The organism is Citreimonas salinaria, assembly GCF_900107235.1.
GTDB lineage: Bacteria > Pseudomonadota > Alphaproteobacteria > Rhodobacterales > Rhodobacteraceae > Citreimonas > Citreimonas salinaria.
This window is the reverse complement of the sequence record NZ_FNPF01000007.1, coordinates 97,674-117,673: the sequence shown is the minus strand read 5'-3', so window position 1 is coordinate 117,673 and position 20,000 is coordinate 97,674. Positions and strand designations below refer to the sequence as shown.

Annotated in this window: 18 protein-coding genes; 5 read left to right on the top strand and 13 right to left on the bottom strand. The window is 69.1% G+C overall.

The genetic code is table 11. From position 1 onward, the window contains the following. Nucleotides 1–2,034, top strand: a complete 2,034-nt coding sequence (locus BLW27_RS10830) for a capsular polysaccharide biosynthesis protein (RefSeq protein ID WP_483862381.1) — start codon at nucleotides 1–3, stop codon at nucleotides 2,032–2,034. 4 nt (nucleotides 2,035–2,038) lie between these two features. On the opposite strand, the gene ribD is transcribed toward BLW27_RS10830, so the two are convergent. The 3 genes from ribD to BLW27_RS10815 all read right to left on the bottom strand — a co-directional run bounded on the left by ribD (nucleotide 2,039) and on the right by BLW27_RS10815 (nucleotide 4,202). Continuing rightward, a complete protein-coding gene (gene ribD, locus BLW27_RS10825) occupies nucleotides 2,039–3,148 on the bottom strand; it encodes a bifunctional diaminohydroxyphosphoribosylaminopyrimidine deaminase/5-amino-6-(5-phosphoribosylamino)uracil reductase RibD (protein WP_342708057.1) in 1,110 nt (369 codons plus the stop codon). Continuing rightward, nucleotides 3,145–3,618 (bottom strand): transcriptional regulator NrdR, encoded by a 474-nt coding sequence (gene nrdR / locus BLW27_RS10820; RefSeq protein WP_089883146.1) that lies wholly within the window; start codon nucleotides 3,616–3,618, stop codon nucleotides 3,145–3,147. Before nrdR ends, ribD begins: the two co-directional genes overlap by 4 nt. A 179-nt stretch (nucleotides 3,619–3,797) precedes the next feature. After that, the gene (locus BLW27_RS10815) at nucleotides 3,798–4,202 is read right to left on the bottom strand and encodes a secondary thiamine-phosphate synthase enzyme YjbQ (RefSeq protein WP_089883144.1); all 405 of its coding nucleotides are present in this window, start codon (nucleotides 4,200–4,202) and stop codon (nucleotides 3,798–3,800) included. A gap of 168 nt (nucleotides 4,203–4,370) precedes the next feature. Between BLW27_RS10815 and BLW27_RS10810 the strand changes: the two genes are divergently transcribed. Further along, nucleotides 4,371–5,042, top strand: coding sequence for an SDR family oxidoreductase (locus BLW27_RS10810; RefSeq protein ID WP_089883143.1), 672 nt, complete (start codon nucleotides 4,371–4,373; stop codon nucleotides 5,040–5,042). 38 nt (nucleotides 5,043–5,080) lie between these two features. Here the strand turns inward: BLW27_RS10810 and BLW27_RS21175 are convergent, their stop codons facing one another. The 10 genes from BLW27_RS21175 to BLW27_RS10765 all read right to left on the bottom strand — a co-directional run bounded on the left by BLW27_RS21175 (nucleotide 5,081) and on the right by BLW27_RS10765 (nucleotide 16,099). After that, the gene (locus BLW27_RS21175; protein ID WP_177177874.1) at nucleotides 5,081–5,254 is read right to left on the bottom strand and encodes a hypothetical protein; all 174 of its coding nucleotides are present in this window, start codon (nucleotides 5,252–5,254) and stop codon (nucleotides 5,081–5,083) included. Nucleotides 5,255–5,509: 255 nt separating this feature from the next. Next, nucleotides 5,510–7,501 (bottom strand): RNA polymerase sigma factor RpoD, encoded by a 1,992-nt coding sequence (rpoD, locus tag BLW27_RS10805; protein ID WP_089883141.1) that lies wholly within the window; start codon nucleotides 7,499–7,501, stop codon nucleotides 5,510–5,512. Between the two features lie 126 nt (nucleotides 7,502–7,627). Continuing rightward, nucleotides 7,628–9,598 carry a DNA primase gene (gene dnaG, locus BLW27_RS10800; RefSeq protein ID WP_089883139.1) on the bottom strand — a complete coding sequence of 657 codons (1,971 nt, stop codon included), beginning with the start codon at nucleotides 9,596–9,598 and terminating at the stop codon, nucleotides 7,628–7,630. A 97-nt stretch (nucleotides 9,599–9,695) separates the two neighbouring features. Next, nucleotides 9,696–9,974 carry a hypothetical protein gene (locus tag BLW27_RS10795; RefSeq protein WP_089883137.1) on the bottom strand — a complete coding sequence of 93 codons (279 nt, stop codon included), beginning with the start codon at nucleotides 9,972–9,974 and terminating at the stop codon, nucleotides 9,696–9,698. An 87-nt stretch (nucleotides 9,975–10,061) separates the two neighbouring features. Then, nucleotides 10,062–10,631 carry a TadE/TadG family type IV pilus assembly protein gene (locus BLW27_RS10790; protein ID WP_245710842.1) on the bottom strand — a complete coding sequence of 190 codons (570 nt, stop codon included), beginning with the start codon at nucleotides 10,629–10,631 and terminating at the stop codon, nucleotides 10,062–10,064. Nucleotides 10,632–10,635: 4 nt separating this feature from the next. After that, nucleotides 10,636–11,172, bottom strand: coding sequence for a TadE/TadG family type IV pilus assembly protein (locus BLW27_RS10785; protein ID WP_089883135.1), 537 nt, complete (start codon nucleotides 11,170–11,172; stop codon nucleotides 10,636–10,638). Further along, entirely contained in the window at nucleotides 11,169–12,779 is a 1,611-nt protein-coding gene (locus BLW27_RS10780; RefSeq protein ID WP_089883133.1) for a Tad domain-containing protein, read from the bottom strand. Before BLW27_RS10780 ends, BLW27_RS10785 begins: the two co-directional genes overlap by 4 nt. A 209-nt stretch (nucleotides 12,780–12,988) precedes the next feature. After that, on the bottom strand, nucleotides 12,989–14,422 hold the full coding sequence (locus BLW27_RS10775; RefSeq protein ID WP_089883131.1) for a Glu/Leu/Phe/Val family dehydrogenase: 1,434 nt from the start codon (nucleotides 14,420–14,422) through the stop codon (nucleotides 12,989–12,991). 182 nt (nucleotides 14,423–14,604) lie between these two features. Continuing rightward, entirely contained in the window at nucleotides 14,605–15,090 is a 486-nt protein-coding gene (locus tag BLW27_RS10770; RefSeq protein ID WP_089883129.1) for a hypothetical protein, read from the bottom strand. 175 nt (nucleotides 15,091–15,265) lie between these two features. Continuing rightward, nucleotides 15,266–16,099 carry a prephenate dehydratase gene (locus BLW27_RS10765; protein ID WP_089883127.1) on the bottom strand — a complete coding sequence of 278 codons (834 nt, stop codon included), beginning with the start codon at nucleotides 16,097–16,099 and terminating at the stop codon, nucleotides 15,266–15,268. Between the two features lie 127 nt (nucleotides 16,100–16,226). Here BLW27_RS10765 and BLW27_RS10760 point away from each other — a divergent pair, with 127 nt between their 5' ends. From BLW27_RS10760 to BLW27_RS10750, 3 genes are all read left to right on the top strand, one after another. Next, nucleotides 16,227–16,742, top strand: a complete 516-nt coding sequence (locus BLW27_RS10760; RefSeq protein WP_089883125.1) for a c-type cytochrome — start codon at nucleotides 16,227–16,229, stop codon at nucleotides 16,740–16,742. Nucleotides 16,743–16,971: 229 nt separating this feature from the next. Beyond that, nucleotides 16,972–18,918: an extracellular solute-binding protein gene (locus BLW27_RS10755; RefSeq protein ID WP_089883123.1), complete on the top strand. Its 1,947-nt coding sequence runs from the start codon at nucleotides 16,972–16,974 to the stop codon at nucleotides 18,916–18,918. Nucleotides 18,919–18,921: 3 nt separating this feature from the next. Further along, nucleotides 18,922–19,998: a microcin C ABC transporter permease YejB gene (locus tag BLW27_RS10750; protein ID WP_089883121.1), complete on the top strand. Its 1,077-nt coding sequence runs from the start codon at nucleotides 18,922–18,924 to the stop codon at nucleotides 19,996–19,998. Nucleotides 19,999–20,000 lie beyond the last annotated feature (2 nt).

Here is a 20,000-nt window from a genome sequence, read left to right as displayed (position 1 = left end):
TTGAGCCATAACGACAACGAGGGACAGGGCCGCGCCGGGGGAGAAATCCTCCGGCGCCTTCACGTGTGCAACGGCGGGTTCCTGCGGCCGGGCATGCGGCGGATGCTGCGCCACGCGGGCTGGCAGGTGGCGCTGGGCCTGCCCGGGCCGGAGGGACACGTGGGCATCTGGGGCGCCTCGCCCACGGCGCATCGCGGCGCGGCGCTGGCCCGGCGCACCGGCGCCGCGCTGGTGCGGATCGAGGACGCGTTCCTGCGCTCGCTGCATCCGGGCCGCGTCGGAGAGCCGCCGATCGGGCTGCTGATCGACCGCCGGGGCGTGCATTTCGATGCCGCCCGGCCATCGGATCTCGAGGTGCTGCTGGCGACCGATCCGCTGGACGACCACGCGCTGCTGGCGCGCGCGCGGGCCGGGATCGCGCGGATGCAGACATCGCACCTGTCCAAGTACTCCGCGACGCTGCCGGACATCGAGCCGCCGGCGCCGGGCTACGTGCTGGTGGTGGACCAGGTGCGCGGCGATGCCTCGGTCACGGCCAGCGGCGCGGACCGGGCGCGGTTCCTCGAGATGCTGACCTTCGCGCGGCAGGAGAACCCCGGCGCGCGGATCGTGCTGCGCACCCACCCCGAGACCGCGCGGGGCCTGCGGCCCGGGCACTTTACGCCGGCCGACTGCACCGAGGGGATCACGCTGAACGACGCGCCCGTGTCGCCCTGGGCGCTGCTGGAGGGGGCGACCGCGGTCTATACCGTTTCGTCGCAGATGGGGTTCGAGGCGATCCTGGCGGGGCACCGCCCGCGCGTCTTCGGCACGCCGTTCTACGCCGGCTGGGGCCTGAGCGCGGACGAGACCACCCTGCCCCGCCGCGCCCGCACCCTGACCCGCGCGCAGCTGTTCGCCGCGGCGATGATCCTCTACCCGTACTGGCACGACCCCTACCGCGACCGGCCGGCGACGTTCGAGCAGGCGCTGGACGCGATCGAGGCGCAGGCCCGCGCCTGGCGCGAGGATCGCGCGGGCTGGGTCGCCACCGGAATGCGGCTGTGGAAGCGCAAGCCGATGCAGGGCTTCTTTGGCGCGACGCGACGCGTGGTGTTCACCGAGAACCCCGACAAGGCGAGACGCGTGTCCGCGAGCACCGGCCGCCGCCGCATGGCTTGGGCCGGCAAGGCACCGGCCGAGGACGCGGTGCAGGTCGAGGACGGGTTCCTGCGCTCGCGCGGCCTCGGCGCGCAGCTGGTGCCGCCGCTGTCGCTGGTGCTGGACGGTCGGGGGATCTACTACGATCCGACCCGCCCCTCGGGGCTGGAGCGGCTGATCGCGGAGAGCCACGGGCTGCGCGAGGACGAAAGGCTGCGGGCCGAGCGGGTGATCGCGCGCATCCGCGCCGGCGGGCTGTCGAAATACAATCTGGGTGGCGCGGTGCCGGACCTGCCGGAGGGTCGGCGCGTGCTGGTCGTCGGCCAGGTCGAGGATGATGCCTCGATCAGGCTGGGAAGCCCGGAGGTCCGGACCAACGCGGCGCTGCTGCAACGGGCGCGCGCCGAACGCCCGGACGCGGTGCTGCTGTACAAGCCGCACCCGGACGTGGAAGCCGGGCTGCGCGCGGGGCGGGCCGAGGCGCCCGAGCGATGGGCCGACGCGGTGCTGGCCGGGACGGCGATCGCGCCGCTGCTGGAGGCGGTGGACGAGGTCTGGACGATGACCTCGCTGACGGGGTTCGAGGCGCTGTTGCGTGGCGTCGCGGTGACCACGCTGGGCGCGCCGTTCTACGCGGGCTGGGGGCTGACGCGGGACCTGGGGCCGGTGCCCGCGCGGCGCCTGGCCGGGCCGCGCTCCGACGTTGTGGCCCTCGTCCACGCGACGCTGGTCGCATATCCGCGCTACCGCGACCCGGTGACGGGCCTGGCCTGCCCGGTCGAGGTGGCGCTGGAGCGGCTGGAGTCGGGGCACGCCCTGCCGCGTGGACCGGTGGTGCGCGTGCTGTCGAAGGCGCAGGGCCTGCTGGCGTCGCGGGCGTCGCTGTGGCGCTGACCGCCTACGCGGCGCGCCGCCAGACCTGCCGCGTGTCGCCGCCCACCGCGTCCAGCGCGCGCAATCGGAAACGCGGCGCCTCGGCCAGCCGCTCGATCCCGAGCGCGCCCAATCCGGGCTGACCTTCGGCCCCCAGCGCGAGGCCCGCGCCGAAGACCTGAAGCTCGTCCACCAGGTCGGCGGCCAGCAGCGAGGCCGCCAGCTGTCCGCCGCCCTCGCAGAAGACTCGGGTGATGCCTTCGGCCCCCAGGGCCTGAAGTACCGCCAGCGGATCGACCCGGCCGGCGGTGACCGCGCAGGGCAGCAGTCGCGCGCCGAGACCGGTCCAGGCCTCGCGTAGCGGGGCGGTCACGTCGGCGCCGTGACAGACCCAGACGGGCACCTCGCGCGCGGTGCGGGCAAGCTGGCCCATCAGCGGCAGGTCGAGATGGCGCGAGACGGCAACGCGGACCGGCTGGCGGCGGTCGCCGAAGCCGCGCACCGTCAGCGCCGGGTCGTCGGCGCGCGCGGTGCCGGCGCCGACCATCACCGCGTCGTGGCTGGCGCGCAGGGCGTGCACGGCGCGGCGCGCCTCGGGCCCGGTGATCCAGCGGCTTTCGCCCGTCGCGGTGGCGATGCGACCGTCGAGGCTGAGCGCGAGTTTCAGGGTCAGCCAGGGCCGGCCCTGGTCGATGCGCAGGAAGAAGCCGCCAAGGTCGTCCTGCGCCTGTTCTGCCAGCACGTCCGTCACGACCTCGATCCCGGCCTCGCGCAGGCGGGCGAAGCCCGCGCCCGAGACGCGGGGGTCGCGGTCACCGATGGCTGCGACGACGCGGGCGATACCGACCTCGACCAGCGCGTCGGCGCAGGGCGGCGTCCGGCCGTGATGCGAGCAGGGTTCCAACGTGACATAGGCGGTGGCGCCGCGCGCCGCGGGGCCTGCCATGCGCAGCGCCTCGGTCTCGGCGTGGGGGCGGCCGCCCGGTTGCGTCCAGCCGCGGCCGACGATGCGGTTGTCACGGACGATGACGCAGCCGACGGCGGGGTTGGGCCAGCACTGGCCGCGCGTCCGCCGGCCCAGCGCCAGCGCGTGGGCCATGTGGCGGGCGTCTTCGGCCGTCGCGGCGGCGGTCACTTGTCGCCCGGCGCGCCGGGCTGGGGCCGCAATTCGCTGACGAAGCGGTCGAAATCGTCCGCGGCCTGGAAGTTCTTGTAGACGCTGGCGAAGCGCACGTAGGCGACGGTGTCGATCCGGGCGAGCGCCTCCATCACGATCTCGCCGATCAGCTTCGAGGGGATGTCGGTCTCGCCCATCGATTCAAGCCGCCGCACGATGCCCGAGATCATCTGGTCCATGCGCTCGGGCTCGATGGGGCGTTTCTGCAGCGCAATCCGGATCGAGCGTTCCAGCTTGTCGCGGTCGAAGTCTTCGCGCCGGCCATTGGATTTCACCACCACGAGGTCGCGCAGCTGCACGCGTTCGTAGGTGGTGAACCGTCCGCCGCAGGCCGGGCAGAAGCGCCGCCGCCGGATCGAGACGTGGTCTTCGGCCGGGCGTGAATCCTTGACCTGGGTGTCTATGCTTCCGCAAAACGGGCAGCGCATTCGGCCGGTCCCCTCGTTCGTGACTGCTCATGGGCGTGGTTGCGGGGTTCGGCCCGCTTATCCACAGGAACTATAGGCAACCCCGCAGGTTTTGGGTAGAGCCGATTTCCCGGCCCCAGATGCGGATTCGCGGGCGGCGCTGGCCGCGGATGCGGGCGTCGGCGCGGGGGTGTCGCCGCTCAGGCCATGTGCGCGACGACCTGCCGGCGATGCGGGGCCGCGCGATGCTCGACCAGGAAGATGCCCTGCCAGGTGCCCAGCGCCAGCGTGCCGCGCGTCACGGGGATCTGCAGGCTGACCGGCAGGATCGAGGCCTTGATATGCGCGGGCATGTCGTCGGGACCTTCGGAGCGATGCATGACGAAAGCCATGTCGGGATGATCCGCCGGCGGCACGGTCCGGTCCAGCCAGGCCAGCAGGTCGCGGCGGACATCGGGATCGGCGTTTTCCTGGATCAGAAGGCTGGCCGACGTGTGGCGGATGAACAGCGTGCACAGCCCGGTGCCGCGGACCCAGGCCGCCACGTCGCCGGTGATTTCGTACAGGCCCGGCCCGCTGGTCGAGATGGTGAATGTGGTCTGCATAAATCCCCTGCCCCCGGCTGCACCTGCCACACGTCTGTCGCACGGCTTGTCGGCGCGGTGCAACGCCGCAGCCGGCCGCGCGGTGAAACCAAGGCGATGCGGCGGGGGTTGAAGGGGCGACGCGCCCTTTCGGGCGGCACCAGGACAACAGGTAATCGGGACACGACCATGACCAGGACGATCTTCATCACCGGCGCCTCGAGCGGGATTGGCGCCGCCACCGCGCACGCGGCCGTCGAGGCGGGCTGGAACGTCGGGCTCTTCGCCCGATCCGAGGCCAAGCTGGCCGATCTGGCGGAAACGCTGGGCGACGCGGCGCTGCCCCTGCCCGGCGACGCGACCGAGTTCACGCAGCAGCAGAAGGCGGTGGACCGCCTGGCCGAGCATTTCGGCAGCGTCGACGCGGCCTTCGCCAACGCCGGCACCGGGCTTTCGGCCGCGGGTACCGAGGCTGGGGATCCCGAGGAATGGGAGCACATGATCCGCGTCAACGTAATGGGGCTGCTGTGGACCGCGAAGGCTGCGATGCCCCACCTCAGGAAGGCGAAGGGCGACCTGCTGCTGACCGGGTCCGCGGCCGGCCGGCGACACATCAAGGGCTCGGTCTATGGCGCGTCGAAGTGGTTCGTGCACGGCTACGGCGGCAACCTGGCCGAGGAGATGCGCGAATTCGGCGGGCGCTGCACGGTGATCGCGCCGGGCATGGTGGACACGCCCTTCTTCGACGAGCCCAAGCCCGACAAGCTACAGGCCGAGGACATCGCGCGCGCAGCCATGTTCGCGCTCGACGCCGACAAGCGCGCGGCGGTGCAGGAAATCTTCGTCATGCCGAACGACTAGCGGCAGCGGTGCCGGCGGGGCGGTCGAGGATGCGTTCGTCAGACGAAGCGAACGACCGCCAGCGCCGCGAGTGCGGCGACGACGATGGCGAACAGGCTCATCATGGCCGGCCTTTGGGCGACGGGTTTGGCCGCGAAGCACCGGCCGCAGTAATTGCGCCCCAACCGCATCCGATGGCCACATTCATCACATCTGAACAAGCGTACCGTCATGGCGCCACACCCCGGTGTGCCCCTCCACTAAGCCGAAGAGCGCGATTCGAGTCAAATTGTAACGGATGCCACAGGCGTCTGCGGTTCGCCTGTGCGTGCGAAACGGGCAGGCGTGCGATGGCGGGCGGCCGGGGCACGAAACCGCAAGCCGATCCGGCGCGGCGGGCGCGTGCGGCACGAAAGACCCGGAACGACAAAGGGGCCCCGCGCGGGGCCCCTCATCATGCGTGTCGCGTCCAGAGCGCCGTGCCGGCGCTACTGGTCGAGGAAGGAGCGCAGCTTGCGCGACCGGCTGGGGTGCTTGAGCTTGCGCAGGGCCTTCGCCTCGATCTGGCGGATGCGTTCGCGCGTCACGCTGAACTGCTGGCCCACCTCTTCCAGCGTATGGTCGGTGTTCATGCCGATCCCGAAGCGCATGCGCAGCACGCGCTCCTCGCGCGGGGTGAGCGACGACAGCACGCGGGTCGTGGTTTCCTTCAGGTTGTCCTGGATGGCGGCGTCCAGCGGCAGGACGGCGTTCTTGTCCTCGATGAAGTCGCCGAGCTGGCTGTCCTCCTCGTCGCCGATGGGCGTCTCGAGGCTGATCGGCTCCTTGGCGATCTTCATCACCTTGCGGACCTTCTCGAGCGGCATCTGCAGCTTTTCGGCCAGTTCCTCGGGCGTGGGTTCGCGGCCGATCTCGTGCAGCATCTGGCGGCCGGTGCGCACGAGCTTGTTGATCGTCTCGATCATGTGGACCGGGATGCGGATGGTCCGCGCCTGGTCGGCGATCGAGCGCGTGATCGCCTGCCGGATCCACCAGGTCGCATAGGTGCTGAACTTGTAGCCGCGGCGATACTCGAACTTGTCGACCGCCTTCATCAGGCCGATGTTGCCCTCCTGGATCAGGTCCAGGAACTGCAGCCCGCGGTTGGTGTACTTCTTGGCGATCGAGATCACGAGGCGCAGGTTGGCCTCGACCATCTCCTTCTTGGCGACGCGGGCTTCCTTCTCACCTTTCTGGACCTGGTTCACGATGCGGCGGAACTCGGAGATGTCGAGGCCCACGTACTGGCCCACCTGCGCCATCTCGGCGCGCAGCTCCTCGGCCTTGTCGCTGGAGCGTTCGATGAAGGTCTGCCAGCCGCGCCCGGCCTTCTGGCCCATGCGGTCCATCCACGACGGATCGAGCTCGTGCCCGCGGTACTCGTCGATGAATTCCTTGCGGTTGATGCGCGCCTGGTCGGCCAGCTTCACCATGGCGCTGTCGATGACCATGATGCGCTTGTTGATGCCGTAGAGCTGGTCGATCAGCGCCTCGATGCGGTTGTTGTGCAGGTGCAGCCCGTTGACCAGTTCCACGATCTCGCCGCGCACGCGCTGGTAGCGCGTCTCGTCCTCGGCCGAGAACGATCCGTCCTCGTTCAGCGTGGCCGAGATGCGGCTGTCCTGCATCGCGGCCAGCTCCTCGTAGTCGCGCGCGATCCGGTCGAGGGTCTCCAGCACGCGCGGCTTCAGCGCCGCCTCCATCGCGGCCAACGACATGTTGGCCTGCTCGTCGTCGTCCTCGTCGTCCTCGCGGGCGATCGGGTTGCCGTCGGCGTCGTATTCCGTGCCGCCGCCGGACTCGTCGGACTTGGACGTCTCGGCGCCCGAGGTGTCGACCACCGGTTCGCCCAGCTCGCCCTCTTCGCCCATCTGCCCGGAGAACGTGGTCTCGAGGTCGATCACGTCGCGCAGCAGGATGTCCTCGGACAGCAGTTCCTCGCGCCAGATGGTGATCGCCTGGAAGGTCAGCGGGCTTTCGCACAGCCCCAGGATCATCGTGTTGCGGCCGGCCTCGATCCGCTTGGCGATCGCGATCTCGCCCTCGCGGCTGAGCAGTTCGACGCTGCCCATCTCGCGCAGGTACATGCGCACCGGGTCGTCGGTGCGGTCGAGCTTCTCGGATGTGCCCGAGCCGAGCGTGACCTCGCCGGCCTTCTTGGTCTCGACCAGATCGGTCGTTCCCTTGGCCTCGTCGTCCTCGCCTTCCTCGTCGTCCTCGGTGACCTGGATGCCCATTTCCGAGAGCATCGACATGACGTCCTCGATCTGGTCCGAACTGACCTGATCGGGCGGCAGCACCTGGTTGAGCTGGTCGTAGGTGATGTAGCCACGCTCGCGCGCGTCGGCGATCATCTTCTTGACCGCGGCCTGGCTCATGTCGAGCGACAGCTCTTCCTCCTGCTCCTGAGGCTTCGCGTCGTCGTTGTCCTTGGCTGCCATGAGGCTCTCCTGATCGAGGGACGGGCGGTGATTCGTCCGGAGCGAATCAAACCGGGGTCATGCTGATTCGCAAACCGGTTTACCCAGATTTCCCGCTTGTTTCCCTAACATAATTCTCGTGGCCCGCTAGTGCCGCCCCTTGTCGAAGCGGATCTGGGCCAGCAGCGAATCGAGCGCGCTGCGCTCGGTCCGGTCTACATGGGCGCCGTTCGGGCCGATTTCGAAATCGGCGTCGTCCTCTTCGTCGAGCCGCCCCGCATGGGCGCGGGCCTGCGCGGCCTGCGCCAGTCGCCATGTCAGCGCCTCGTCCGGATGGCGCTCCAGATCCTCTTCGGCCTCGGCCATTTCTGCCCGCCAGCCGCGCGCGGCTTCCAGTTTTGCCAGCACCTCGGCCACCGTCAAGCGGGCCAGATCGGCATCGCCGGGCCGCCTGAGGCATGGCACGATTGTCAGATGGCGCGAGGCCAGCATGGTTTCAAGGGCTTCCGCGCCGATCGCGTCCTCGCATCGCGCGCGCATGGCGCCCTCGTTGCCGATGCAGCGCAGGATCGCGTCGCGCAGGGCGGCGTGATCGGGGTCGACGCAATCCAGCGCCTCCAGCCGGGTCTCGAACTCAGCCGCGATTTCGGGCGTGGTCAGCACGGTGGCCAGCACCACGGCCTCGCGCAGGCGGGTTTCGGTATCCTCGTTCGCGCTGGCCAGCAGCGACGCCTTGGCCAGCGGCGTGGCGGGCTGGGGCGCGTCGCGGCGCCAGGGCTTGCGGGCGCCGCCGCCCCCGCCGCCGCCGAAGCCGCCATCGCGGGGCTTCGGCTTGGCGCGGAACAGCTCCCACCGCAACTCCTTGATCGCCTGGCCGTAGTGGTGGCGCAGCGACGGGTCCTTGATCGCGGCGATGCGTGCGCGCAGCGCCTTGTCGAGTGCTGCGCGGCGTTCGGGGCTGTCGAAGTCGCGGCCCGCGATCTCGCGCTCCCACAGGACCGAGACCATGGACCGCGCGGCTTCGAGAACCTTCGCCACGGCCTGCGGGCCTTCGGCGCGCAGCAGGTCGTCGGGGTCCTTGCCCTCGGGCATCAGGGCGAAGCGCAGGCCCTTGCCCGCCTCGAGCAGCGGCAGCGCGAGGTCGATCACCCGTGCCGCAGCGCGCAGCCCCGCCGTATCGCCGTCGAGCGCGATCACCGGCTCGTCGCTGACGCGCCACATCAGCTGGATCTGCGGCTCGGTCACGGCGGTCCCCAGGGGTGCGACGGCGGCCTCGAACCCGGCCTCGGAGAGCGCGATGACGTCCATGTAGCCCTCGGCCACCACGAGGGTCTGGCCCTTGCCGGCTGCCTCGCGCGCGGCGCGCAGGTTGTAGAGGTTGCGCGACTTGTCGAAGAGCGCGGTCTCGGGCGAGTTGAGGTACTTGGCGTTGTCGTTCGGGTCCATCGCCCGGCCGCCGAAGGCGATCGCGCGGCCCCGCCCGTCGCGGATCGGGAACATGATGCGGTTGCGGAACACGTCGTAGGGCTTGCGGCCCTTGGCCGAGTCCTTGACCAGCCCGGCCTCGCGCATCAGCGCGATGTCGACGCCCTTGCTTTCCAGGTGGGTGCGCAGCGCCTCCCAGCCGTCGGGGGCAAAGCCGATCTCGAAGCGGTCCAGCGCGTCTGGCTTCAGGCCCCGCCGGTCGAGGTAGGCGCGCGCATCCGCCGCCACGCCGCGCTGCAATTGCAGGCGGTAGAACGCGACGGCGACCTCCATTACCTCGGCCAGCTGGGTGTTGCGGTCGGCCTTCTGCTGGGCCCGGGGGTCCAGCTTCGGCACCTCCATGCCGGCCTCGGCGGCGAGGATCTCGACCGCCTCCATGAAGCCGACGTTCTCGGTGTAGCAGACGAACTTGATCGCGTCGCCCTTCGCCTGGCAGCCGAAGCAGTAGTAGAAGCCCTTGCGGTCGTCGACGTGGAACGACGCGGTCTTTTCGTGGTGGAACGGGCACGGCGCCCACATGTCGCCCTTGCCCTGGTTCGACTTGCGGTTGTCCCACATGACCTTGCGCCCGACGACCTGCGTCAGGCTGGTGCGGGTGCGCAATTCGTCCAGGAAACCGGGGGGCAGACTCATGGTGACAGTATCGCGCCGCGACGCGCCGAATCCAAGCGTGACCCGGCGCGACACCGTCGCCCGCCAAGGGAAGGTCCGGGGCGGAGATGCGAGCGGATCAGAGCGCCTCGCACTGGGCGCGCCAGGCCTCGGCCACCTGCTCGGTCAGCAATTCGGGCGGAAGCGTGACGATCCAGTTGGCCAGCATCGCCGCCACGTCCCCGGGCAGACGGGCGCCTAGGGCGGCGGCGGTCTGGTCGCGGCTGGCGCCGTCGGCGCGCGCGGTGACGCCGATCATCACCACCCTGGCCTGGTCGGCGCATTCCTGCGGGTCGTATTGCTGCGCCGCCGCCGCGCAGGGCAGCAGCAGGCCGAAGACGAGCGCGAGGCGCGGCATTGAGATCCCCCTTTGGCAGCGAGCCCGGCGCATCGCCGGGCCACGGGACCCAGCTAGTCCGTCACCGCGCCGGGGGCAACCGCGGGATCAGCCGGCCCAGACCACCTGGGGCGCGAAACGCGGCCGCGTGAAGACGAAGTTGTAGAAGTGCTGCGGTTGCAGCGCCGGGATGTCGAGCACCGGCGTATGCTCGGTCTCGGTCTCGACCACGACGACGGCTTCGTTGTCCAGCAGGGTCGGCAGCCGGTCGCGAATCAACGCCAGCAGGTTGTCGTCCATCGCGCCGAAATCGCCGCGGGTCTGCGACCAGCGCACCTCGTATTCGTCGTTCCCGGCGTCGTAGCGCACCAGCGAGATCCGCAGCCCATAGGTGCCGGAGCTGTTGGTCAGGTAGCGCAGCACCGACAGCATCCCGTCGAGATACTCGGTGTCGAGCGCATCGGTCTCGCGCGAGATGGCGTCCGAGATCGTGTGCGCCGCCTTGATGTTGAGGCTTTCCTGCCGGAACGCCTCGAACAGCGTGAAGGTCGAGGCCATGACCACCAGGATGAGCGGCGTCCAGATCACCATCTCGATCGAGATCACGCCGTCCTCGTCGCGGCCGAAGCGGCGCAGGCGACGCGACAGCGCGCGCAGGAAGGGGGCGGGGTTCAGCATGGTGTCACCTCGGTTCCTGCACGAAGGCCGACTTGACGACCAGCCAGGAATAGCCTTCGGCGTCCTTGTGCAGCTTCTCGCCCAGCCCGATTGTCGGCAACACCGGCTTGAACGTCATGCAGACGCGCAGCAGCATCAGCTGGTTTTCCATCCCCGGGGCGAAACTGCGCACCGGGCGCGGCTCCTGCTCGGCGTTCTGGCAGTCGGGGCTTTCGGTGAAGCCGTCCATCGCCCGCGGCGACACCGGGATCATTTCCAGCCGGAGGTTCCCGGCGCAATTCTGGATGATGTTCGCCTTCTCGCAGATGCTGTCGCGCACCTCGAGATAGCTTGGCGGCGAGCCGGTGCCGAGGCGGATATCGCGGACGGACAAGTCGACCGCGCGCTCGAGCATGGCGTGGCGCAGGTTCATGTAGGCGATCTCGATTCCGCTGGCCAGCAGCATGAAGACGAGGGTGAACCAGATCGCGAACTCGATCGTGACGTTGCCGTCTTCCGCGCGGCCGAACCGGCGGAGGCGGCGCAGGACGAGGCGGGTCATTCGGTCAACCTCAGGCTGTTGATCTGGCGCGCGATCGCGTGGAAGGTATCGGCGATCTCGACCCCTTCGACATCGAAATAGTGCGCGGCCGACGACGCGCAGTCGCGCATCGCCTCCTGCCCGCGGGCAGGCGCCTCGAAGCCGATGGCGAAGACGACCATGCCCCTGGCGCGCGCGGCGGCGCAGATGCGCGACAGCCGGTTGTCGGCCTCGGCTGCGCCCACGGTCGCCTCGGCCGCGTAATACATGTCGTAATACTGGCTGTAGGAGACGTAGCCGTCGTAATAGGGTTGCGTCATGAACCGGCGCGCCACGGCACGGGAACCGAACCGCGCGAAGACCTCGGCATGCGTCATGCGCCGTGCGCCCGTGCCGCCGTCGGGCTGGTTGGCGTAGCGGCGCTGCGCATCGCTCTCGTAGCGTTCCTGGAACCAGACGTCGTTGCTAGACCCCGACCAGTCGCGCACCCGCAGGGAAAACCGGTCGTCGGAGGCGTAGGTGTTGCCCCGGTCGTCGATCCACAACTCGGAAAAGCCGGTGCGGTAATGCGGCTTGAGATCGTATTGCGAGGTGTTGTCGCCGTCGGTCATCACCACCACGAATTTCAGCGCCTCGCGGTCGTCGTATTCCGCGGGGCGGGCGTTCGCGGTTGCCGGCACCATCCCGGCGGCCGCCAGCTGCTGCACCACCGGCCGCATCGCGGGGTCCAGAAGCGCCACGCCCAGTTTCATGCCCAGATCGGTGGCCGTGTTGCCGCCGGCGCTCAGCGCGCCGATGCGCTCGCGCAGAAGCACGGAGTCCGCGCTGTGGATGATGATCGCCGAGGTTTCCGCGGTCGGGCACCAGGGGTTGGAGATCGCGGTCGCGTTCTCGTAGGTGGAATACGGATCGAAATGGCCCAGCCGGCGCAGCGTGGCGGCGGGATCGACCGCCGTCTCGTCGAAGTCGGCGGCGTCGAAGGCCACGCAATGCGAGTAATCGTGCGTCTCTTCGAGGTTGAAATAGGGCGCCAGGCCGGTCCCGATATTGACGGTCGCGCTGTAGGGCACCACCGACACGGTGGTCAGCCCCGGCGCGCCCTCGGGCTGGATCACCGTGTCGACGAAGGCGCGCGCGGCGTCGCGCAGGTTTCCGATCCGGTCGTAGTTGCCCATCGAGCCGGACACGTCCAGCACCAGCGCGATCTCGACGTTCGCCACCTTTTCCTCGGCGGTGGCGCGGGCCGGGGCCAGCAGCTGGTCGAAGCCCGACAGGCGCAGGAAGAAGGTGTCCAGCGAGCGCGCGCTGCTGGCGGTGACGACGCGGTAGTTCAACCCTTCGTCGACGATCACGTCGCTCAGCGCGTCGGACATGCCGGCGCGGGCGACGTAATCCTCGACCACCGCGACGGGCGGGCGGTTCTGCTCGAGGTCCGCCGCGGCCAGCACCGCGCGGTCGATCGTGCCCTGCATGGAAGAGCGCACGGCCTCCTGGCGCATGATGTCGACCGAAGCGCCCGTGATGCCCAGGAGCAGCACGATGAACAGCGCCGAGAAGATCGTCATGGAGCCGTCTTCCGACGTCACGAATCCGGCAACCGCCCGGCGACGCTGAAGTGGTTCCCTCATGCTCACGATCCCTTCCGGCGGCTGGATTTGCGCAGTCACCTTTCAGGGATAGGCCGGCATTGCGGCGGGAACCGGTCGGGAACCGGGTCGCGCGCACGACAAGTTCGCGGCTTTTTCGCGGCACGCGTCCCCGCCGCAGCGACAATGCCCCGTCCGTCGCCGGTTTGAAGCGGCAAGCCCCCGGCACGCCCCGGCGCGCCGGGTGGCGGTCACAGCCCCTTGGCGCGGTAGCTCGAGGCGACCTTGCCGATCGACACCAGGTAGGCGGCGGTGCGCAGATCGGTCACGTCCTCGCGGCCGTGCCAGGTCTCGCGCATCGACTGGTAGGCGATGCGCATCGTGTCATCGAGCCCCGAGCGCACCAGCTCCAGCTCGTCGGCGCCGCGCAGGTACTTTGTCTTGAAGTCCGGCGACAGCGTCCAGCCCACCCCGCTGTCGGCCGACAGCCGCTCGAGCTCGTCGATGATCAGCTGGTGGCGCGATTCCTCCTGCCGGCGCTGCATCCGGCCGAAGCGGATGTGGCTGAGGTTCTTGACCCATTCGAAGTAGGACACCGTCACGCCGCCGGCATTGGCGTACATGTCGGGAATGATGACGCAGCCGCGGTCGCGCAGGATGTCGTCGGCGCCGGCGGTGATCGGGCCGTTGGCGGCCTCGATGATCAGCGGCGCCTTGATGCGGTGCGCGTTGGACAGGTTGATGACCCCCTCCAGCGCGGCCGGAACCAGGATGTCGCAGTCCTCCTCCAGCAGGGCCGCGCCTTCGGCCGTGAAGCCCGCGCCGGGGAAGCCCGCGACGCCGCCATGGCGCAGGATCCAGTCGTGCAGCGCCTCGATGTCGAGCCCCGCCTCGCTGAAGACCGCGCCGTCGCGCTCGATCACGGCGGTGATGCGGCAGCCGTCCTCCTCCGACAGGAACTTGGCCGCGTGGTAGCCCACGTTCCCGAGCCCCTGCACGATGACCCGCTTGCCGTCGAGCCTGCCCGAAAGCTTGGCGACGGCGACGTCCTCGGGGTGGCGGAAGAACTCGCGCAGGGCGTATTGCACGCCGCGGCCCGTCGCCTCGACCCGTCCGGCGATGCCGCCCGAGTTCAGCGGCTTGCCGGTGACGCAGGCCCGGGCGTTGATGTCGGTGGTGTTCATCCGCGCGTACTGGTCGGCCATCCAGGCCATCTCGCGCTCGCCGGTGCCCATGTCGGGGGCGGGCACGTTCTGCGCGGGGTGGATCAGGTCGCGCTTGGCCAGCTCGTAGGTGAAGCGGCGGGTGATCAGCTCCAGCTCGTGCACCTCGTAGTCGCGCGGATCGATGCACAGCCCGCCCTTCGAGCCGCCGAAGGGCGTCTCGACCAGCGCGCACTTGTAGGTCATCAGCGCGGCCAGCGCCTCGACCTCGTCCTGATTGACGGTGGGGGCGTAGCGAATGCCGCCCTTCACCGGCTCCATGTGTTCGGAATGCACGCTGCGATAGCCCGTCAGCGTGCAGATCTGCCCGCGCAGGCGCACCCCGAAGCGGACCGTGTAGGTCGAGTTGCAGACGCGGATCTTCTCCTCGAGCCCCGGAGAGAGGTCCATCAGCGCCACGGCGCGGTTGAACATCAGGTCCACGGATTGGCGGAATGTCGGTTCGCTGCGCGGTACGTTCATGGATCGTCCTCCGGATGGGCCGACGGATCCGGGTCCGGATCGCGCGGCGGCGTCTGGCACGGGATCGGCGCATGCGCTTTGCCCGCGCGTCACCCTCTCCCCCGCACGGTAGCGCCCGGATGGCCTGCCAAAAACCCCCTATTTCCGCCGATTCCCCGACCGCCTCCGCATGGGGCCCGCCGTCAGGCCTCGCGCGCCGGACGCTCGGCCACCCGCATCGCCAGGATGTCGGCCACGGGGCGCGTCTGGTGACCCGCGGTCACGCCCCCCACGGCCACGCGCCGGCCCGAGCGCCACCACAGGCCCGGCCGCCAGACCGTGCGGCCCGACGTGCGCAGCAGCAGCGAGAAGCCGTTCGACGGCTTGAGCGCGAAGATCCCCCGGTCGACCCGCACGATGTCCTCGGTCCGCGCGATCTCCTGGCCCGTGCTGTCGAAAAGCCCCTCCTCGGTCAGCACGATCGAGATTCCGGTCGCGCGCCACATCAACTGCGCCAGGACCAGCGAGACGAAACCGACCACCAGCAGGAACGCCATCCACAGGACCGAGACCGGCGGCGTCGCGACCGCGATCCAGATCAGCAGCAGGCCGAGACCGCCCAGCGCACCCACGCCAAGCGCCCGGCGCGGGGCCGAGGCGGTGATCCGTGCCAGTTCCCGTTCGCTCATGCCTCTCCCCGATCCCCTTGCCGCGGGGGCCCTGCCCCGCATCGTCCGTGTTCCGGAGCCCCCGGTCGGGCGCGCCCGCCGCCCGGCACGGGCGGCCTCCGAGGCCCGCTGCCGAAGGCGGCGGGCCGAGATATCTGCGCGCGGCCCCGCCCGGGCGCGCTCCGCGTGGAAACCCTCAGTCGCGGCGCGGATCGCGCGGGTAGACGCCGAGGATTTCCAGCATGTCGGTGAAGTAGTCCAGCTCTTCCAGCGCGCGGTCGACCGCCGGATCGTCAGGATGGCCCTCGATGTCGGCGTAGAACTGCGTCGCCGTGAACGACCCGCCGACCATGTAGCTTTCCAGCTTGGTCATGTTGACGCCGTTGGTCGCGAAGCCGCCCATCGCCTTGTAGAGCGCGGCGGGAATGTTGCGGACCTGAAAGACGAAGGTCGTCATCATGCCGTGTCGGCCGCGCCGCGTCAGGTCCGGCTCGCGGCCCATGATCAGGAAGCGCGTGGTGTTGTGGGCGTGATCCTCGATGTGCCGGGCCAGGATGTGCAGCCCGTGCAGATCCGCCGCCAGGTCCGACGCCAGAACGCCCTCGTCGCGCGCGCCCGAAGCGGCCAGGTCCGCCGCGGCGCCCGCGCTGTCCGCGGCGGCCTCGCCCTTGATGCCGTATTGCGACAGGAAGCTCTGCGCCTGCGGCAGCAGCACAAGGTGCGCGCGCACGCGCCTGATCTCCTCGATCTGCACGCCCGGCAGCGCCATCAGGCTGATATGTACGCGCACGAAAGCCTCGTCGACGATGCGCAGGCCGCTTTGGGGCAGCAGGCGGTGGATGTCGGCGACGCGGCCGTAGGTGGAGTTCTCGACCGGCAGCATCGCCAGCTCGGCCACCCCCGTGCGCACCGCCTCGATGGCGTCCTCGAAGTTGCGGCACGGCAGCGGCTCCATGTCCGGCCGCGCCTCCCGGCAGGCCTGGTCGGAATAGGCCCCGGGCTCGCCCTGGAAAGCGATGCGTTTCGTCATGCGGGCGATCCCCCTGAAAGTTGCCCGCATCGGGGGCGTTTCGTCGCGGTATCTACCGCTTGCCTCGCTGGAAGGGAAGCCGTAGATACCCGCGCGACGACCGGGAAAACCAGGAACGGGCCTTTTCATGTTTGACACGATGACCTTCACCAAGACCCTCGGCGCGGTGTGCGGCGCGCTTCTGGTCTTCCTGCTGGGCAAATGGGCGGCGGAAACGCTGTATCATGTCGGTGGAGACCATGGCCACGAGGTCGCGGCCTACGTGATCGAGGTCGAAGACGCCGAGGCTCCCGCCGAAGAGACGGCTGCGCTTGCACCCGAAGAATACCTCGCCGCCGCCGACGCCTCGGCCGGCGAGCGCCTGTGGAGCCAGTGCCGCGCCTGCCACCAGCTCGAGCAGGGCGCGAACGCCGTGGGTCCGTACCTGTACGGCGTTGTGGGCCGCGAGGTCGCCGCCGCCGAGGGCTTCAACTATTCCGGCGCGCTGAGCGAGCACGCCAACGTCTGGACGCCCGAGAACCTGTTCGCGTTCCTCGAGAACCCGCAGGGCTTCGCGCCCGGCACGTCGATGAGCTATCGCGGCATGCCTTCGCCCGAGGATCGCGCGAACCTGATCGCGTTCCTGGACCAGACCGACGAATAGTCCCGCGCCGCGCGCAGGTCCGACCCGACGCAGGGGCCGCCTTGGGGCGGCCCCTTTTCGATTCTCGGCGCCTCCCCGCACATGCGTCTCGCGGCGCGGCGGGGCCGGCCCTGCCCCGGCAAGGACGGCCGACCCGGTCCCGCCAATCACGCAATCTCAACTTGCATGTGGCCCAAGGCCGCTTCACCCTTGGCATTCTGAAAGGCGCAGGACTTTCGAAGGAGAGCACATGACACGCCACGCCGACCCCAGCCACGCCCGGACCGGGCACCGCACGGATCCCGCGCGCGGGACGATCCTTGCCGCGCTGTTCGCCGCGGGCTGTGCCCTGGGCGCCGGACCCGCCGCCGCCCAAGAGGCCACGGCGGCGGACGCGAGCGGCATGGCGGACGAGGAAATCGTCACCGCACACGGCTATTCGAATTTCGGAGCCCTGAGATACGACCCCGACTTCGAGCATCTCGACTACGTCAATCCCGACGCGCCCAAGGGCGGCGAGATCAGCCAATGGGCGCAGGGATCCTTCGACAGCTTCAACCGCTATTCGCGAAAGGGCGTGTCGGCCTCGCTGACCGAACTGCTGCACGAGCGGATCATGGTGTCGACCGCCGACGACCCCTACGGCACCTACTGCTATCTGTGCGAGACGCTGGAATACCCCGAAAGCCGCGACTGGGTGATCTTCAACCTGCGCGACGACGTGACCTTTGCCGACGGCACGCCGATGACCGCCGAGGACGTGAAGTTCACCTTCGAACTGTTCCTGGAACAGGGCCTGGCGGAATACGTCAACGTGATCGAGGGCTTCGTGTCCGAGGTCGAGGTTCTCGGCCCGCACCGCGTGCGCTTCAATTTCACCGAGGACGCGCCGCGCCGCGAGGTCGTGCCCTTCGCCGGCAGTCAGATCGTTTTCTCGAAGGACTGGTTCGAGGAGACCGGCGCGCGGATCGACGAAAGCACGCTCGAGGCGTTCATGGGCACCGGGCCCTACGTGATCGGCGACTACGACGTCGGACGGCGGGTGGTCTACGAGCGCAACGAGAACTTCTGGGGCGCCGAGCACCCGATGAACGTGGGCCAGAACAATTTCGACCGCATCCGCGTCGAGTACTTCGCCGACGGCGCCGCCGCCTTCGAGGCGTTCAAGGCGGGCGAATACACCTTCCGGCTCGAGAACTCGTCGAAGGACTGGGCCACCGGCTACAATTTCCCGGCCGTCGAAAATGGCCACGTCGTGGTCGAGGAACTGCCGGACGGGACGATCGCCACGGCACAGGCCTGGGTCTTCAACCTGGACCGCGAGACCTGGCAGGACCCGGAAGTGCGCGAGGCGATCCGCCTGATGTTCAACTTCGAGTGGTCCAACCGCTCGCTGTTCTACGGCCTCTACGACCGCGTGAATTCCTTCTGGGAGAACTCGGACCTCGAGGCGACGGGCATTCCCACCGAGGACGAGGCCGCGCTGCTGCGCCCGCTGGTCGACGAGGGCCTGCTGGACGAATCCATCCTGACCGAAGAGGCCGTGACGGCCCCCGTCAACGAGGCGGAAAGCAACCAGCCTGGCCGCTCGCAGCGCCGCCAGGCGCTGCGCCTGATGAACGAGGCCGGCTGGGAGATCGGCGAGAACGGCCTGCTGCGCAAGGACGGGCAGACGATGGACCTGACCATCCTCGGCTTCAGCGCGGCGTTCGACCGGATCGTCAACCCGTATATCGAGAACCTCAAGGAGATCGGCATCAACGCCCGCTACGAACGGGTCGACGTGTCGCAATACGTCCGCCGCCGCGAGGACGGCGATTTCGACATGGTCAACCAGAGCTTCGCCATGGGCTTCGAACCGGGCTTCGGCCTGCGCCAGTGGTTCGGGTCGGAAACCGCCGACAACAGCTCGCGCAACCTGATGCGCCTGCGCGATCCGGCGGTGGACCGCCTGATCGACCACGTGGTCGAGGCCGACACGCTGGACGAGCTGCGCACCGCCGTGCACGCGCTGGACCGGGTGCTGCGGGCCGAGGGCTTCTGGGTGCCGCAATGGTACAAGGCAAGCCACACCGTCGCCTACTACGACATGTACCGTTACCCCGAGCCGCTTCCGCCGCTTGCTTTGGGCGAGCTGTCGTTCTGGTGGTACGACGAAGAGGCGGCCGAAGAGCTTCGCCAAGCGGGCGCGCTGTAAGTCGTGGGAGCCTATATCCTCAGACGCCTGCTGCTCATCATCCCCACGCTTCTGGGGATCATGATCATCAACTTCACCCTCGTACAGTTCGTCCCCGGCGGCCCGATCGAGCAGATCCTGGCCAACATCGAGGGCGAGGGTGACGTGTTCCAGGGCATCGCCGGCGGCGGCGGCGGAGAGCTGTCCGCCGCCTCGGACGAAAGCGCCGGCAGGCGCGGGTTGCCCGCCGACTTCATCGCCCAGCTCGAGGCCGAGTTCGGCTTCGACAAGCCGCCGCTGGAGCGCTTCCTCGACATGCTGTGGAACTACATGCGGCTGGATTTCGGCGAAAGTTACTTCCGGTCCGTGTCGGTGATCGACCTGGTGCTCGAGAAGATGCCGGTCTCGATCAGCCTCGGCCTGTGGTCGACGGTGATCGCCTACCTGGTGTCGATCCCGCTGGGCATCCGCAAGGCGGTGCGCGACGGGTCGTCCTTCGACACCTGGACCAGCGGCGCGATCATCGTCGCCTACGCGATCCCCGGCTTTCTGTTCGCCATCCTGCTGCTGGTGCTGTTCGCGGGCGGGTCCTACTGGCAGATCTTCCCGCTGCGCGGGCTGACCAGCGACAACTGGGAGCAGCTGAGCCCGCTGGGCAAGGTGGCCGACTACTTCTGGCACATCACGCTGCCGGTGCTGGCCTCGACCATTTCGGCCTTCGCCACGCTGACGCTGCTGACCAAGAACAGCTTTCTGGACGAGATCAAGAAGGCCTACGTCATCACCGCCCGCGCCAAGGGGCTGAAGGAATCCCGCGTGCTCTACGGCCACATCTTCCGCAACGCGATGCTGATCGTGATCGCCGGCTTTCCGGCGGTGTTCATCGGCGTGTTTTTCTCCGGCAGCCTGATCATCGAGACGATCTTCTCGCTCGACGGCCTCGGCCGGCTGGGCTTCGAGGCGGCGGTGGCGCGCGACTACCCGGTGATCTTCGGTACGCTGTTCATCTTCGGCCTGATCGGCCTGATCGTGGGCATCCTGTCGGACCTGATGTACGTGCTGGTCGACCCCCGCATCGACTTCGAAAAGCGCGAGGGCTAGGA

What these genes read in the sequence shown, in the direction of transcription:
- nrdR (WP_089883146.1), bottom strand. Translation starts at nt 3,618, where the DNA reads ATGCGCTGCCCGTTTTGCGGAAGCATAGACACCCAGGTCAAGGATTCA.
- BLW27_RS10815 (WP_089883144.1), bottom strand. Translation starts at nt 4,202, where the DNA reads ATGCAGACCACATTCACCATCTCGACCAGCGGGCCGGGCCTGTACGAA.
- BLW27_RS10810 (WP_089883143.1), top strand. Translation starts at nt 4,371, where the DNA reads ATGACCAGGACGATCTTCATCACCGGCGCCTCGAGCGGGATTGGCGCC.
- BLW27_RS21175 (WP_177177874.1), bottom strand. Translation starts at nt 5,254, where the DNA reads ATGACGGTACGCTTGTTCAGATGTGATGAATGTGGCCATCGGATGCGG.
- rpoD (WP_089883141.1), bottom strand. Translation starts at nt 7,501, where the DNA reads ATGGCAGCCAAGGACAACGACGACGCGAAGCCTCAGGAGCAGGAGGAA.
- dnaG (WP_089883139.1), bottom strand. Translation starts at nt 9,598, where the DNA reads ATGAGTCTGCCCCCCGGTTTCCTGGACGAATTGCGCACCCGCACCAGC.
- BLW27_RS10795 (WP_089883137.1), bottom strand. Translation starts at nt 9,974, where the DNA reads ATGCCGCGCCTCGCGCTCGTCTTCGGCCTGCTGCTGCCCTGCGCGGCG.
- BLW27_RS10790 (WP_245710842.1), bottom strand. Translation starts at nt 10,631, where the DNA reads ATGCTGAACCCCGCCCCCTTCCTGCGCGCGCTGTCGCGTCGCCTGCGC.
- BLW27_RS10785 (WP_089883135.1), bottom strand. Translation starts at nt 11,172, where the DNA reads ATGACCCGCCTCGTCCTGCGCCGCCTCCGCCGGTTCGGCCGCGCGGAA.
- BLW27_RS10780 (WP_089883133.1), bottom strand. Translation starts at nt 12,779, where the DNA reads ATGAGGGAACCACTTCAGCGTCGCCGGGCGGTTGCCGGATTCGTGACG.
- BLW27_RS10775 (WP_089883131.1), bottom strand. Translation starts at nt 14,422, where the DNA reads ATGAACGTACCGCGCAGCGAACCGACATTCCGCCAATCCGTGGACCTG.
- BLW27_RS10770 (WP_089883129.1), bottom strand. Translation starts at nt 15,090, where the DNA reads ATGAGCGAACGGGAACTGGCACGGATCACCGCCTCGGCCCCGCGCCGG.
- BLW27_RS10765 (WP_089883127.1), bottom strand. Translation starts at nt 16,099, where the DNA reads ATGACGAAACGCATCGCTTTCCAGGGCGAGCCCGGGGCCTATTCCGAC.
- BLW27_RS10760 (WP_089883125.1), top strand. Translation starts at nt 16,227, where the DNA reads ATGTTTGACACGATGACCTTCACCAAGACCCTCGGCGCGGTGTGCGGC.
- BLW27_RS10755 (WP_089883123.1), top strand. Translation starts at nt 16,972, where the DNA reads ATGACACGCCACGCCGACCCCAGCCACGCCCGGACCGGGCACCGCACG.